This window comes from Rouxiella sp. T17 (genome assembly GCF_036663475.1).
Taxonomy (GTDB): Bacteria; Pseudomonadota; Gammaproteobacteria; order Enterobacterales; family Enterobacteriaceae; genus Rouxiella.
The window spans coordinates 73,735-87,108 of sequence record NZ_JAWUEA010000024.1 but is presented as its reverse complement, the minus strand read 5'-3'; the positions used below and the strand labels follow the sequence as shown (position 1 = coordinate 87,108).

Sequence of the window (13,374 nt, the reverse complement as noted above, 5' to 3'; positions counted from 1 at the left end):
AGCCGTCAAGCATGCAATCCGCAGCTGTTCGTCGCTATAAGCTATATTTTTACATCACGTGTAAATCATCTGGGAGTAATCTACTGCCAGCATAAATCCGGATAAGGATTGTATTAAGATATTCGCCCGCCTACACTGTTTTTATATACAGTTTTAATGAGTTTCCTGAGATGAAAAAAGTTATCTTATTCCTCTGCCAAGGTTTAGAAGAGTATGAAGCTAGTGTGTTTACAGATGCTATAGGATGGACGACAACTTACGGATTAGAACCCATAGAGTTGGTAACAGTTGGCTTACGTAAAAAAGTGAAATGTGCCTGGAATTTCACTATTGAGCCTGAATATCAATTGAATGAAATTGATGAAAATAGTTTTGACGCCATTGCAATTCCAGGGGGGATGAGCAGAGCAGGTTTTTATGAAGATGCATTTGATGAGCGGCTTCTTGGTCTTATTCGAAACTTCAACTCCCAAAATAAGATCATCGCTTCTGTTTGTGTTGGCGCTTTGCCCATAGCAAAGAGCGGGGTTCTTCAAGGACGAACTGGTACGACTTATCACCTGAGCAGTGATCGTCAAAAGCAATTATCAGAGATGGGTGTCAACGTTGTTCAACTCCCCATTGTAGTAGATGGAAATATTATTACTTCTCAAAGCCCTGCAACAGCTATGAATGTTGCATTTACATTAATAGAAAAATTGACGTCTATAGCTAACGTAGAAAAAATAAAAGTAGGAATGGGATTTACCCACCAACACTGAGTAGAAAATATACTCTCAGACATAATGTCCGCTCTTCGCTCTCAACTGACCGTTACTTTTAGCGACTTGCTTAAGAAGAGTATTCGGAATTAAATAAGGTCAGTACGATCCCCTCGTGTGGACGGATGTGAAATTACAATAAATTCTACGGGAAACGGTGATTCATTTCTGGCTTGATGCTCCGACCCTGGAGGAATTTCTAGACCGTACTGAGTCCTAACTTCATGTTTTGTACCCTCCAGTTCCATCGTAAGAACGCCCTGAAGCACATAAAAAAACTGCCTAGAAACGGAGTGATAGTGGCGTTTCTCGCACGTGCCAGGAGGCATTTTTTCATGAATAACCAGCATGTCTTGACGATTTACCAGATACCAACCGTCACAACCATCACCCCAGACATAATGCTCCGCACTGTCCTTTGAAATCATCACCATTCTCCTTTTTACATGAACGTTTTATAGCCCAAAATTAGTTATACGCGGGGAAGCGATTGATTTGCAACAAGAGATGTTTCAATTAATTGCCCATACCTAGCGAATCATGGTACAGACTTTTCAGTGCCAAAAGCACACATAACGAATATCGCTAAACAGGTCATTCCTTATAGCGGTTCTAAATCGGAAAATATCCCTCACAAACCGATATAAGGTGCCAGGAGTGCTTACCGCATTATGGCTATGGCAGATAAACAAGGGTTACTGCTGAGAAGCGACTATCTGATGACTCGCAGTCCTCTGGCAACAACCATTTTAAACTCTTCACATTCGGTATGCTCATGTTCTGTACACCGGGCAACATGCTTCAGGCCTTTGCTCAACAGCTGTAACCTGTGAATAGTGCTGTCAATTTGCCGGGCTCGTTGTTCAAGAAGCTTACGGTCGATTACAGTCCGGCCTTCCGTATTTAACATTATGGCCATTTCAGCCAGAGTAAATCCGGCAGCCTGTCCCAGCGCTATCAGCTGAAGTTTATTCAATACATTTCTGTGGAACTGCCTTCTCAGGCCATTACGGCCGACAGGCTTGATTAGCCCTTTTTTTTCGTAAAACCGTAATGTTGAGGGCGGAACGCCGGAAAGCTCGGCAACTTCACCTATATCCAGTTCTTTCATCGTTGACTTAAACCTGACTTTAAGTTGCACACTAGTGGCCAGCTTAACATCCCCCAAAATATAAGGACGCAAAAAATGGATATGGATACCGTCTTTCATGCAGTTATAACGGGTATCGGCGCAACGCTTGTTATGGATTTATGGTCACTATTTCAGAAATACATTATTAGCATTCCCCCTCTGAAATATGCGCTGGTTGGCCGCTGGGTTTTGTGGATGTTCAAAGGGAAATTCAGGCATAACACAATCGTTTCAACTGATTCTGTGCAGGGAGAAATGTTAACTGGCTGGGTATTTCATTATCTGACCGGCATATTGGTTGCCTTTATACCGTTTTTACTGGAGGGACCTGACTGGTTCCACGAACCTTCTCTGGTAACGGCTCTGCTGGTAGGTCTGTTGACATTATTTGCACCGTTCATGATTTTGCAGCCTGCTTTTGGTTTTGGCATAGCTGCATCTCATACCCGCCGGCCGTGGCTGGCTCGACGGCTAAGTGTGCTCACGCATGTAGCATATGGATTTGGGCTTTACATCGCAGCTTTTGCCATTAGAGTTTGAAGGTAACGTATTTGAGTTAGGCCATGAAAGAATGTCTGCTCTTCGCTCATAGGGACTTTGAACTTAACTATAGTTAGATAGTGGCGGAAGCAAACTTTCATTTTAAGAAGAAAATTACGTTAAAGGCCCCCTCGCACTTTTGCCTAAAGTTTTTAAAGAAGACTCGGCAAGCAAAGTGATTTCCTGAAGTGCTGCAACAGGAAATCAACGTAGAAGCGGATTTTTGGCAGCTGTTGGCGGTCAGCGAAGGTCATTATATGCACCGGCTTAACCAATGGCTGATACTCGGACAACAGAGGGATCAGCCTGCCTTGCCGCACATCTTCAGCCAACAGGACTTCGGGTTGCATAATAATTCCCAGTCCGTTTAATGCTGCGCTTCGCAATGCTTCGCCATTGTTGACAGCCATCGCGATATTTACCGGCACCTTGACGGACCTGCCCCCTCGCAGGAGTGTCCATTCACTTCCCGCAACGGGGTGGGCAAATCCAAGACATCGATGCTGGCTCAACTCTTCAGGCGTCAAGGGTTTCCCCGCCCGTTCTATGTATGCAGGAGATGCACACACGATTGACCGATACGCCGCCAGCGGGCGGGCAACCAGTGAATTCACATGCTCGAGCTCACCGATTTTAATCAGGACGTCAAATCCTTCCTCTGCCATATCTATCGCTTTATCGTTGAGCACCAAATCCACGGTCATATCAGGCCATGTCGTAAGAAATTGCGCCGTAGCGGGGGAAAGTGCATGGGCGCCGAAAGAGACGGGGCAGCCTACTCTCAGCTTTCCACGTGGGTTTTGGTGAAGGGCAGATGCCAGTGACTCGCTATCTTTGATATCAGCCAAAATCCGGCGGCAACTCTGATAATACTCGTGGCCAAAATCGGTAAGACTTTGACGACGCGTTGTCCGATTCAGTAAACGAACGCCGAGGTGTTCCTCCAACGATTTTATATGCAGTCCGACCATCGTCCCGCTAAGACGCATTTCATCGGCAACCGCGCTAAAACTCCCCCGTTCTACCACACGCACAAACATCGCCATACTTTCCAGTTTATTCACGATTATCAAGCCAGACTTGTTAAAGATGATAATATACCGCTGTTTATCAAATGCTGTCAGCGAGTTTTAATGGATTTTCACTTAATGAGGAGAAGTTAAAATGATAAATAATCCAGAACTGCGTGAACGCGGAATGACATTGTTTAACGAATTGTATGGTAATGGCGCGGGAGAAGAACTGCGAAAGGACATGGCAGACCTGTGCCCTGATTTTACTGATATATCAATTGAATGGGCTATGGGAGGCATTCTTGCACGTCCGGGTCTAGACGCCAAAACGCGAGAACTGGTTGTCATTGCCTCCTGTGTCACGCTGGGCCATACGGTACCACAACTGCGGGCGCATACTCAGGCAGCACTCAATGCAGGCGCCAGCCGCGAGGAAATTATCGAGGCTGTCTTGCAGCTACTGTTTTATGCGGGAGGCGCGGCGGTGCGCAATGCGCTGGTAAATATACGCGATATTTTAAATGCGCCGATGAAAAGCGAAACGCAGATTTCCTGACAGGATTTTGAAAAAAGCTGAATTACTCATTATAAGCCGAGGTCTTAAAGCTCGGCATCATCAAATGCCTTTCTGTCTGACTTGTGCCAGAAGCGGACGTTGCTAACATCGGAATGTACTAATACTGCGGGGGCAGGTCAGGGCAATATGGCAACGTGCGGTGCTGTCGTAACATCAGCTTTTAAATTAGTATGAGTTTTTCTCTTGTTCACATTTTGGATGCTTAATGACATTACAAGCGACCTATCTTGAACAGTCTGCGCTCGGTGATGACACGGAAGGTATTACGATCATCGACGTCAATCCTTCGGGCAACAACTTTATCGTGCGCAGCCATATAATCTGCAGATGACGTGGCTAGGACTTCCTTTCGACACTTGCATACCTGGTTCTTGCTTGCGGTGTTAGAAACAGAATCGTTCAGTGCTTTTATTTTAAGTGAACATCGATGATGTAAGACTCGTCAGGCATCATTATCTCAGCGAGTTGAACGGTAGCGGGTGAGATGAATCCTTTATCCAATGGATAAAGGATTCTGCTTTTCGCTTACTCTGAACTTATTTTTTTAACCTGCGATTTTACTTCACTATTCAGTCCGGCAGCCGCGTTTAACGCGACTTCATCCATGACGTAAGGTATCCACTTACTGTCAGGGCAACCGCCATGCTTTTTGTAAAAGGTTTCCGCTTTCTGATTTCCGGCCAGCACATCCCATTTTAGTCGTCCCCCGCCCTCAGTGAGAGCCCAGGCAACCACGTGGCGAAAAAGCGCAGAGCCGACGCCTTGTCCCCGGTAACCTGAATCCACAAAAAACTCTTTTAAGACCAGCGTATTTTTTAAATCGTAAGTGAAAGGAATAACCAACCCTACCGCATAACCAATAATGCCATCGCTGCACTCTGCGACAAAAATATGGCATTCAGGCTGTGGCCCAAATGCGCGCGCTAATAGCGATTTTTCATCGACATAAAAGTCGTTGATATAATGTTCGAAATCTGCCAGCGAACGCATATAACTGAGCAAATCAGGCGCATCTCCGGGTAACGCTGCCCGGAGAGTAATAGAGGGATTTAACATTCGCAGGAGAATCCATCGGCAGAGGCGGGAACATATTCTCCCTGCAGGGGAAGTCCTTCGTCAACCCAGCCGGTCAGGCCACCGATCATCTCTTTTACCGAAAAACCCAGACTCGCCAGACGGACTGCGGCACGGTGTACGCCGTTACAGTGGGGGCCGGCACAGTAAACCACAAACAGTGTATCGCGTGGGTACGCGGACATCCGCTCTTCAGTGATGGAGCGCGTCGGGAGAGTGATCGCCTCTGGGACATGCGCTTTTAAAAAAGCCTCACTGCTCCTGACATCCACTAACACATAGTCTGCATGGCCTGTTTTCTGGCTCTGGTAAACATCGGAGCAATCAGTCTCAAAAGCTAAACGGCGGCTGAAGTGCTGCAGGGATTCGGCAGGGGATGCCGGTGGCATGTCTCTGATTAAACTTGGCATGAGCAAGGTCTCCTTTGTAAGTGTCTGATGATTGTAAGAAGCAGCATCAAACTGATAAAGTGGCGGCCCTGACAATAACTGGTAGTTTTCCGCCAATGCTAAAACATCCGGGTTTGGTCGCCATTCTGGCTTATGACGGGCTGTGTGCATTTGAATTTGGGATCGCTATGGAGGTTTTTGGCCTTTATCGCCCTGAGTTTGATTTCCCCTGGTATCAGCACAGGATAGTGTCGGTCGATCCTTCCCCAATACAGGTGTCAGAAGGGATCCAGATTGTTTCACATTATGGGCTGGCGTCGCTCAGCGAGGCGCAGACCATCATTATCCCAGGCTGGCGTAACCGCGATGAAAAGCCACCGCAGGTACTGCTGGACGCATTGTGTGATGCCTCTCACCGCGGGGCACGCTTACTCTCTATCTGTTCAGGCGTTTTTGTTCTGGCGGCGGCAGGGCTACTGAATGGAAAGCGTGCGACAACCCACTGGCGTTATACCGGCGAGCTTGCGGCCCGTTATGCCGAAATAACGGTTGACCCAAATGTGCTTTATGTCGACAACGGGCAAATCATTACCTCAGCGGGAAGCGCGGCGGGAATTGATGCCTGTCTTCATCTGATTTCTCGTGATTATGGTGTGCATATCGCCAACGTTGTGGCGAGACGTTTAGTGATGGCGCCGCAACGTTCTGGCGGACAAATTCAGTTTATTCCTTCTCCTGTGGCACAGAAGCCGCGTGATGAGATTGCTCCGGTGGTTGAGTGGGCGCTTCAGAATCTCGGCAGTACGCTGTCGGTCAGGCAACTGGCCGGCCGGGCGTTAATGTCAGATCGGACGTTTCTGAGGCGTTTCAAGGAGGCAATGGGGATAACACCTAAAGCCTGGTTGCTTCAGGCCAGAATGAATCTTGCCCGCGAGTTACTCGAAGATAATCAGCTGCTTAACGAACAGGTGATGGAATATTGTGGGTTCGCGTCCATAGAGAGTTTCCGGGCCGCATTCCGTAAATCTGTGGGAATCTCACTCTCATCCTACCGTAAGATGTTTGGCAGCAAGACTTCGAAAAGCGCGGAAACTGGCGCATTCGGCTGATAACAACGATGCGCCAGAACCCCGGATGTGTATACCGCCTCTTGATCAGAATCCATTCATCTGGGATGACGGCGTTTAATGGCGTGAAGCGTTAATGCCAGCAGGGCAACTATCATGGACCCGGCGGAAAGCCAGTTAAGGTGGCCTTTTTATTTAAAACGGTGGCGTTCACTGCACAGCGCGTTCAGCCAGAGTCCGCTACTCGCTCAAAGCCGTCCCACATCCTTGCTATGGGCAGTTTTGTGCCAGAAGCGGATGTTGCTAACGCCCCATCGGGTAATGAAGAAGGAATAAGGTGCGACCTTCAGCTACGACTAAAATATCCTTCACAAGGCGAGGTTATCTGGTGTGATGATACCGGCGTGACCTGCCGTCGCTGGAACTGGCGACAGGGGATCAGAACTCGCTTAAGTGTGGAAGCTCAGCAAATGTGGTTCATTCTGGAGAGTCTGCCACAGATGCCGCTGGAGACACTTCACGAAGCCGGGAAGATGCTGACCGACGGCCTTGACAAAATGATGCCCGGTCTGTGGTTTGAAGTTGTTCTCATCGAAGATCACCACCAGTAATATCATTCAGGAGAAACTCTTATGTTTACTGGCTTGTCTGCGTTTCCATTAACCCCAGTCACCGCCAGTGGCGTGGATGAAAAAGGTTTCAGCCATATTCTTTCCCGCCTTACAGAAGCTAGGGTTGATTCTATGGGCATCCTGGGGTCAACCGGAAGCTACGCATATCTGACCCGGGAGCAGCGCAAGCGCATAGCAACTCTGGCAAAACAGCATGCCGGGGACATCCCTGTTATGGTGTGTGTGGGGTCGGTCAGTACCGATGCCATTTTACATCTGGCAGATGATGCGCAGGCAGCTGGCGCGAATGCCCTGTTACTCCCGGCAGTGAGCTACCAGTCACTCCGTGACGAAGAAGTCTTCTCACTATTCGAGACCATTACCCGGCACGTGTCTGTACCGGTGTGCATCTATGATAATCCGGGCACTACGCATTTTACCTTTACGGATGAACTACTCGGTCGTCTCACATCACTTGAGGGTGTTCGCTCGGTCAAGATCCCTGGCGTCCCAGATAGCCAGGCTGCAGCGACTGAGCGGGTGGATGCGTTACGTCAACTTCTGCGCCCTGGCGTAACAATCGGTATTAGTGGCGATGCTTATGCCGGGCTTGGCTTAAACGCTGGCTGTGAAGTCTGGTATTCCGTGTGTGGCGGTCTGTTCCCTGAGATGGCGAAACAAATTACAGAAGCTGCGGCGTCAATCGATCATGAACGCGTTACTGCCCTGACAACCCGCCTCGAGCCGTTGTGGTCGCTGTTCCGTAAACATGGCGGAAGTATTCGCGTTATTGCCGCTGCCGCTGGTGTGCTTGGGCTTACCGACATGGATTGCCTGCCTCGTCCACTGCAACCGTTGTCAGCAGGCGATACTGCGGATATTGCCTATGTGATAAGCGTGCTGGAGCTGAAGTAATCTACCCGCAGGACCCGCAGGACCTGCAGTCTGCCGGTCCTTCTGAAACCTGGCAGGAGATCAATCATCATCGCATGTTTGAAGCAACATCTTTAGGTCCGTTCCTCGCTTAAAGCGGACTGCGCCTTACGCAAACGCCCGCTTCGTGCCAGAAACAGACAGAGTCAGCTATGCAGTCATCGGCATGCCCTGCGATGGCCTGTTACTGTTAAAATCTTAGCAAAGATTTTTCAGAGGAAAGATTGTGAACTCGCCCCTTTCATTACAACAGCTTGGTCCACGCATCTGCATTATGGGCCCTTCAAATAGCGGGAAATCAACGCTCGCTGACGCTATTTCCCGCAAGACTGCCATACCTGTCGTTCATCTTGATCAGCTTCATCATCTTCCGGACACAAACTGGATCCCCCGTGAACCTGCTGAATTTTTTCGCCTGCACTCATTGGCTGTAAATCAGGAAAGATGGGTGATCGAGGGTAACTACACCAAATGCATCGATGAACGGCTCGCCCGGGCGACGGGAATGATCCTCCTTGATGTACCGGTAACGGTGGCCCTGCTGCGATACATTCGTCGATGTTACTCCTCAGCGCCAAGGCTCGGCGCGCTGAGATCGGGCAGGGAAAATGTCAAATGGCAGATGATAAAGTTCATTACCCGTGTTGCACCGCTAAACCACCTGCGCCATAGGGTGCTTTACGACCGGATTACACTGCCGAAGCTGCTGCTGAGATCTCCGCAAGAGGTGAATGAATGCTTTAAAAGCTGGGATTTAGGGGGCTAACGAATTCACGGTCGGCATAGCCATTTATCATGTTTGCTTCAATCAGGCCGCTCCGTGCCAACAGCGGACCTTTCTGAATTTTTTTAAAATGGAGGGATTTACTTTATCCCGACAGACGGGGCTCCATCACCAGCACTGATGGTTTCGTCTGCCGCGTTGCATCCATGCATGCTTTGGCTAGCTTACTCAGATTGAAGGCTGCCATCTCGCTGGTTTGAGAAATGCGACCCAACCAGCACACAGACTTTCATAAATTTGTTAATTTTCATGAGTTTTCCTGCTGTTGGTCTGCATAGCATTCCACGCGAAGAGCTTAAGCCTCGCGCAGCGGTTCGTTGAAAAAGTGAATCAGCGCGTTGAATACCTGATGACGATTTTTTTCCAGCACCATCATGTGTGTGGCTTCGCCAATCTCCAGCCAGCGCTTTTCAGCGGCGCCGGTTGCACGTAAAAACCACGCCTGGGCCAGCTCAATTGGCACGTCGGTATCCCATTCGCCGTGCAGCAGCATCAGAGGAACTTCGATTTCTGCTGGTTCGTAGAAAGGCCGCCCAGCGGTCCAGTATTCACGGATGTCCTGGATGGGGCCGTTGCTCGCCCTGAAGCTGTGTTTTTCCCGCAAAGCCTCATCGGGTTCACCACGCAAGGTTCTTTCCATCCAGGCTTCAAAACCCCCTTCGGGGATCAGGTCCCTTCGTTTGCATTGCGGCGCTCCGCTTAGCCAACGGGTGCGGGCGGCCGAGGCGTCCACTTCCCGCCAGGATCCCAGCACTCCCCCGCTATCCAGCGGCACCGGATTATTACTCAGCCACTGCGGTGCAATCAGCCCGAGGCGGCGAACCTTGTGAGGATTTTGCGCCGTAAACGTACCTGCCACGGTGCCTCCCCACGACATGGCGATAATGTTCGTTCTGGATAACCCGTTGGTTCGCAGCACAAAGTTGACCGCACTGGTAAAGTCCCTCACCGCGACATCCGTACGTACTGCAGGCGCATTCAGCTCAGGCGGAGACAGCATTTCAGTCGGTCTGGTTGAGGCTCCGTAACCCCGGACATCCACGGCATAGACGTCGAATCCTGCACGGGCGAGTACATCCATAAATGAAGCCCCTTCCAGTTCCGTGTCATACAGGCTGCCGGAGGAGTAAGTTGCGCCGTGCATCATCACCACGGTGTTGGCTTCACTGGCCTTCTCACGCGTTGCCAGCGTTTTGTGCAGAATATGCAGCTGTATCGCGCTGGTGTCCGAAGGAATAAAAAAGCTTTCGTTTAATATTTCGTCATTTTTCATGATAATTTTCCTGTTACTGAGGTAACCATGTCAGGCCGCTGGCATCCTGCTGGATCCGCCCGACGGACGAACCGGCAAAATGGGTGGTGAAGATAAGCGCCTGATGGGCCAGTGCATGGTTCATCGCCTGCTTTCTCGACGCCGTGGCCATTTCAGGCGCTTCACAAAACACAGAACTCCATTCAGGCTTTCTGATCTGCACAGGGTGATGCATGACGTCGCCCCAGAAAAAGGCCTGATCTCCCGCAGAAGTGAAGCTGATGGAATAGTGATCGTGGCTGTGGCCGGGCGTACGGATCAGCTGAAAGCCGGGAATGGGAGATGCTTCGCTGGCTGCAAGCCTTGTATCCAGACCAGCCGCCACGACAGGGTCGATGCTGTCAGCAAAAATACCCTTACTCGGATCCTGTACGTTGTCCGGATTGGAGTAAAACTCATATTCAGCGGCAGAAAACAGATAGCGGGCGTTCGGGAAAGTGGGTACCCATTCGCCGTTCTCCAGGTGCGTACACCAGCCAACGTGGTCAACATGCAGATGCGACAACAGCACGAAATCCACTTTTTCGGCCTCAACACCCGCCGCCCTGAGGTTGTCAAACCAGCGGGTATCCAGCTGGTGAAAGCCCGGGTTGGAGGGGCGCGACTTGCCATTGCCGGAGGCCGTATCAATCAGCACCGTGTGGGTGCCGGTTTCAATCAGCCAGCTGTGGGTGCTGATAGCCAGCTGGCTTCCGTCCGGACTGAAGAATTCCTCAGACAGTCCTGCCAGCGCAGTGTCGGCTTCTTCGGTATTCCATTGCGGGAAAAGGGATGCTCCGGGGATTTCAGGGATTGCCATTTCCGGGATTTTGGTGATCTTAGCCCGGCCTACCTGATAAGAAATAACGTTACTCATTCTGCTACCTTTACCTTGCGAGCGGCCTTAAAGTGAGGCCATACTCTCCTCTTGGCGTCTGATGAACAAGATACCGGATGCGAAAGTAAGGTTGCTAAAAATGGGACGATATACGAAGAGGAACCTCAGACGTGGATAAGCTGGACATCATCAAAACGTTTATCAGAGTGGTAGATTCGGGGTCGTTCACCCGGGCTGCCGATCTGCTGGATTTACCCAAATCCACCGTGAGCCGGCAGATTCAGGCACTGGAATCCAGTCTGGGCGTAAAGCTGCTCCACCGGACGTCACGCAGGCTGACGATGACGGAACTGGGAGAAGCCTATTATCAGGGGGCCGTCAGGCTTGTCGAACAGTCTGAAATTCTGGCCAGCAGTATCCAGGCTTCTTCAGTCGCGTCACGCGGAAAAATCCGGGTGGAAATGCCAAATGCAGTGGCGTACTGCAAAATTATCCCCGCGCTGCCTGACTTCCTGGCCCGTTATCCGGACGTGCAGGTGGAAGTGAGCGTCGGTAACAAAACCATCGACCTCATTCAGCAAAACATCGACTGTGTCATTCGGGTGGGGGATCTGCAGAATGACGCGTTGATTGCCCGCTCTCTGGGGACACTGGATATGGTTACCTGCGCCTCGTCTGGCTACCTGCAGCAACGCGGGACGCCGCTGCATCCCCGGGATTTACTGAAGGAACATACGCTGGTGCAAATCGTTTCGCCGCTGACCCGCCGCGTTTTTGAACAACTGTTGTTCTCCCCGAAAGAAACGGTGGCTATCTCCGGGCAGTGGCAGTTTGCCGTGAATGACTCTACGGCAGCACGAACCGCCGCGCTGGCCGGACTTGGTGTGGTAACAACCTATCGCTTCCTGGTTGATGAGGCATTGCAAAATGGCCAGCTCACAGAACTTTTCCCTGCCTGGCGAGGCGAAACTGTTTCGGTGCATATTGCCTGGCCGGAAAGCAGACACCTTCCCTCAAAAGTCCGTTATTTCATTGATTGGGTAATTAGATTATTTCTAAAGTGAAATTTTAAACTTATGAATAAACCCTACCAATATTTGCTTACCAATGCCCGCTGTTCGCTCAAGGCTGCCTGTCAAAGTGGTCAAGCTCTACCACTACTCAGAGGTACAAAAACCACCTTAACGTACAATAATTTTCGATATCCAAACTGACCCCTACTTTTAAGATTTTTGTTTTTGATGCATTGGGTGGCCCTATGGGCCTTAAAGAAGACAAAATCATCATCGTACGAACCGCAGCTAGTATTGATGCTATCCCTGCATCTCATTCCATCAGTATTGAAGCCCGTGATAAGCCTGGCGGCCCATTGGTACCTGTTTATCTGGTACGCGAAGGTGACCAATTACCGAAGAGAGGAACCGTCACGTTTAAAGCACAAGAAACTTTGCGGGCGGGTAGCGTAAATTCATTAAAATTTAAACTTTGGGAAGGTGAAATTACTGACCCTATCAACGATAACCGCTTCATTGGTATGTTTGAAATAAAAGGATCGGATGTTGATGAAGATATGATTGGCACAGGTGCCGAGCTTATTTGTGAATATGAAATTCGTGATTCCGGTAATATCGCCCTTGATGTGTCAATCCCTTCTATCGGTAGCTCGTTCCATAGTGGGCGCAACTTCTATTCGCAACAAGATGCTCAAATAGATTACTCCAGTGCTTCTAAATTAATTACCGAGCAGGCTGCAAGCATTCAACAGCGTCTTGATGAAATGGAGGCGAATGTGGATGATCCAAAGCTAATCCAGGCTCGTGAAAAACTGCAGCAAGCGCAGGCTATTCAGATGGGCGAAACAGATCCTGAGACTGCCAAACAGGCGATGGATGATATTCAAGAGGTGAAGCGCCTCCTTGCGATCGCGAGAAAAAACAATCTGAGTACTATCAGGCAACTAGAGCTAGGTAAAGTGGTGTCACTTTTTGGTGAGATGCTGCGTCAATATGCCCGACCTTCTGAAGCATTATCATTTGATAACTTGGCGAAAACCGCTCAGCGCGCAATTGATGCTAAAAATCCTGATTTTGAAACTTTCCTTAATGAACTGCGCAACAAAAACTTCAGCATTCTTTGGCAGCAGGATTGGTTTATTTCTGATCGCTTTAAATGGCTTTCACAAAACCAATATCTTTTCCCGGATACCCATGAGCATGCGCAATTGTGTGTCGCAGGCGAACAGGCTCTGGCGAGCAATGATGCTGAGAGACTCAGAGATGTTGTGTTTCAGTTGGACTCTATCAGGATTATTTCTGGTGACGAAGACGAGTTGATGGCTAGTGCGAATATTCTGCGGGGATAAGC

Annotated in this window: 16 protein-coding genes and 1 pseudogene; 10 read left to right on the top strand and 7 right to left on the bottom strand. The window is 49.6% G+C overall.

Features of this window, described 5'->3' with window-relative positions; all coding sequences use genetic code 11:
* Window positions 1–170: 170 nt before the first annotated feature.
* Window positions 171–761, top strand: a complete 591-nt coding sequence (locus SC206_RS05980; RefSeq protein WP_332735147.1) for a DJ-1/PfpI family protein — start codon at window positions 171–173, stop codon at window positions 759–761.
* 89 nt (window positions 762–850) lie between these two features.
* On the opposite strand, the gene SC206_RS05975 is transcribed toward SC206_RS05980, so the two are convergent.
* Together SC206_RS05975 and SC206_RS05970 are read right to left on the bottom strand one after the other, a co-directional pair.
* Window positions 851–1,189: a cupin domain-containing protein gene (locus tag SC206_RS05975; protein ID WP_332735145.1), complete on the bottom strand. Its 339-nt coding sequence runs from the start codon at window positions 1,187–1,189 to the stop codon at window positions 851–853.
* Between the two features lie 284 nt (window positions 1,190–1,473).
* A complete protein-coding gene (locus tag SC206_RS05970) occupies window positions 1,474–1,872 on the bottom strand; it encodes a MerR family DNA-binding transcriptional regulator (RefSeq protein WP_332735143.1) in 399 nt (132 codons plus the stop codon).
* A gap of 75 nt (window positions 1,873–1,947) precedes the next feature.
* Between SC206_RS05970 and SC206_RS05965 the strand changes: the two genes are divergently transcribed.
* Window positions 1,948–2,433: a DUF2938 domain-containing protein gene (locus tag SC206_RS05965; protein ID WP_332735141.1), complete on the top strand. Its 486-nt coding sequence runs from the start codon at window positions 1,948–1,950 to the stop codon at window positions 2,431–2,433.
* A 152-nt stretch (window positions 2,434–2,585) separates the two neighbouring features.
* On the opposite strand, the gene SC206_RS05960 is transcribed toward SC206_RS05965, so the two are convergent.
* Window positions 2,586–3,497 (bottom strand): LysR family transcriptional regulator, encoded by a 912-nt coding sequence (locus tag SC206_RS05960; protein ID WP_332735139.1) that lies wholly within the window; start codon window positions 3,495–3,497, stop codon window positions 2,586–2,588.
* 100 nt (window positions 3,498–3,597) lie between these two features.
* Between SC206_RS05960 and SC206_RS05955 the strand changes: the two genes are divergently transcribed.
* Both SC206_RS05955 and SC206_RS05950 read left to right on the top strand, forming a co-directional pair.
* Window positions 3,598–4,002 carry a carboxymuconolactone decarboxylase family protein gene (locus tag SC206_RS05955; RefSeq protein WP_332735137.1) on the top strand — a complete coding sequence of 135 codons (405 nt, stop codon included), beginning with the start codon at window positions 3,598–3,600 and terminating at the stop codon, window positions 4,000–4,002.
* 226 nt (window positions 4,003–4,228) lie between these two features.
* Entirely contained in the window at window positions 4,229–4,354 is a 126-nt protein-coding gene (locus SC206_RS05950) for a hypothetical protein (RefSeq protein WP_332735135.1), read from the top strand.
* 194 nt (window positions 4,355–4,548) lie between these two features.
* Here SC206_RS05950 and SC206_RS05945 read toward each other — a convergent pair whose 3' ends face one another.
* Both SC206_RS05945 and SC206_RS05940 read right to left on the bottom strand, forming a co-directional pair.
* Complete coding sequence (locus tag SC206_RS05945; protein WP_332735133.1) at window positions 4,549–5,013, bottom strand: GNAT family N-acetyltransferase; 465 nt, start codon at window positions 5,011–5,013, stop codon at window positions 4,549–4,551.
* Between the two features lie 59 nt (window positions 5,014–5,072).
* On the bottom strand, window positions 5,073–5,507 hold the full coding sequence (locus tag SC206_RS05940; protein WP_332735131.1) for a rhodanese-like domain-containing protein: 435 nt from the start codon (window positions 5,505–5,507) through the stop codon (window positions 5,073–5,075).
* A gap of 95 nt (window positions 5,508–5,602) precedes the next feature.
* Here SC206_RS05940 and ftrA point away from each other — a divergent pair, with 95 nt between their 5' ends.
* The 4 genes and pseudogenes from ftrA to SC206_RS05920 all read left to right on the top strand — a co-directional run bounded on the left by ftrA (window position 5,603) and on the right by SC206_RS05920 (window position 8,863).
* Window positions 5,603–6,595 carry a transcriptional regulator FtrA gene (gene ftrA, locus SC206_RS05935; RefSeq protein WP_332735180.1) on the top strand — a complete coding sequence of 331 codons (993 nt, stop codon included), beginning with the start codon at window positions 5,603–5,605 and terminating at the stop codon, window positions 6,593–6,595.
* A 314-nt stretch (window positions 6,596–6,909) separates the two neighbouring features.
* Window positions 6,910–7,164: pseudogene (locus SC206_RS05930) on the top strand (hypothetical protein); the annotation flags it as partial.
* A gap of 21 nt (window positions 7,165–7,185) precedes the next feature.
* On the top strand, window positions 7,186–8,079 hold the full coding sequence (locus SC206_RS05925) for a dihydrodipicolinate synthase family protein (RefSeq protein WP_332735129.1): 894 nt from the start codon (window positions 7,186–7,188) through the stop codon (window positions 8,077–8,079).
* A gap of 244 nt (window positions 8,080–8,323) precedes the next feature.
* Entirely contained in the window at window positions 8,324–8,863 is a 540-nt protein-coding gene (locus tag SC206_RS05920; RefSeq protein WP_332735127.1) for an AAA family ATPase, read from the top strand.
* 313 nt (window positions 8,864–9,176) lie between these two features.
* Here the strand turns inward: SC206_RS05920 and SC206_RS05915 are convergent, their stop codons facing one another.
* Window positions 9,177–10,154 (bottom strand): alpha/beta hydrolase, encoded by a 978-nt coding sequence (locus SC206_RS05915; protein WP_332735123.1) that lies wholly within the window; start codon window positions 10,152–10,154, stop codon window positions 9,177–9,179.
* Between the two features lie 13 nt (window positions 10,155–10,167).
* Entirely contained in the window at window positions 10,168–11,049 is an 882-nt protein-coding gene (locus tag SC206_RS05910) for an MBL fold metallo-hydrolase (protein WP_332735121.1), read from the bottom strand.
* 131 nt (window positions 11,050–11,180) lie between these two features.
* Here SC206_RS05910 and SC206_RS05905 point away from each other — a divergent pair, with 131 nt between their 5' ends.
* Window positions 11,181–12,074 (top strand): LysR family transcriptional regulator, encoded by an 894-nt coding sequence (locus SC206_RS05905; RefSeq protein ID WP_332735120.1) that lies wholly within the window; start codon window positions 11,181–11,183, stop codon window positions 12,072–12,074.
* Between the two features lie 194 nt (window positions 12,075–12,268).
* Window positions 12,269–13,372: a hypothetical protein gene (locus tag SC206_RS05900; protein WP_332735117.1), complete on the top strand. Its 1,104-nt coding sequence runs from the start codon at window positions 12,269–12,271 to the stop codon at window positions 13,370–13,372.
* The last annotated feature ends 2 nt before the right edge of the window (window positions 13,373–13,374 follow it).

What these genes read in the sequence shown, in the direction of transcription:
- SC206_RS05940 (WP_332735131.1), bottom strand. Translation starts at nt 5,507, where the DNA reads ATGCCAAGTTTAATCAGAGACATGCCACCGGCATCCCCTGCCGAATCC.
- SC206_RS05925 (WP_332735129.1), top strand. Translation starts at nt 7,186, where the DNA reads ATGTTTACTGGCTTGTCTGCGTTTCCATTAACCCCAGTCACCGCCAGT.
- ftrA (WP_332735180.1), top strand. Translation starts at nt 5,603, where the DNA reads ATGCTAAAACATCCGGGTTTGGTCGCCATTCTGGCTTATGACGGGCTG.
- SC206_RS05970 (WP_332735143.1), bottom strand. Translation starts at nt 1,872, where the DNA reads ATGAAAGAACTGGATATAGGTGAAGTTGCCGAGCTTTCCGGCGTTCCG.
- SC206_RS05945 (WP_332735133.1), bottom strand. Translation starts at nt 5,013, where the DNA reads ATGCGTTCGCTGGCAGATTTCGAACATTATATCAACGACTTTTATGTC.
- SC206_RS05975 (WP_332735145.1), bottom strand. Translation starts at nt 1,189, where the DNA reads ATGATTTCAAAGGACAGTGCGGAGCATTATGTCTGGGGTGATGGTTGT.
- SC206_RS05950 (WP_332735135.1), top strand. Translation starts at nt 4,229, where the DNA reads ATGACATTACAAGCGACCTATCTTGAACAGTCTGCGCTCGGTGATGAC.
- SC206_RS05965 (WP_332735141.1), top strand. Translation starts at nt 1,948, where the DNA reads ATGGATATGGATACCGTCTTTCATGCAGTTATAACGGGTATCGGCGCA.
- SC206_RS05955 (WP_332735137.1), top strand. Translation starts at nt 3,598, where the DNA reads ATGATAAATAATCCAGAACTGCGTGAACGCGGAATGACATTGTTTAAC.
- SC206_RS05910 (WP_332735121.1), bottom strand. Translation starts at nt 11,049, where the DNA reads ATGAGTAACGTTATTTCTTATCAGGTAGGCCGGGCTAAGATCACCAAA.
- SC206_RS05980 (WP_332735147.1), top strand. Translation starts at nt 171, where the DNA reads ATGAAAAAAGTTATCTTATTCCTCTGCCAAGGTTTAGAAGAGTATGAA.
- SC206_RS05915 (WP_332735123.1), bottom strand. Translation starts at nt 10,154, where the DNA reads ATGAAAAATGACGAAATATTAAACGAAAGCTTTTTTATTCCTTCGGAC.
- SC206_RS05900 (WP_332735117.1), top strand. Translation starts at nt 12,269, where the DNA reads ATGGGCCTTAAAGAAGACAAAATCATCATCGTACGAACCGCAGCTAGT.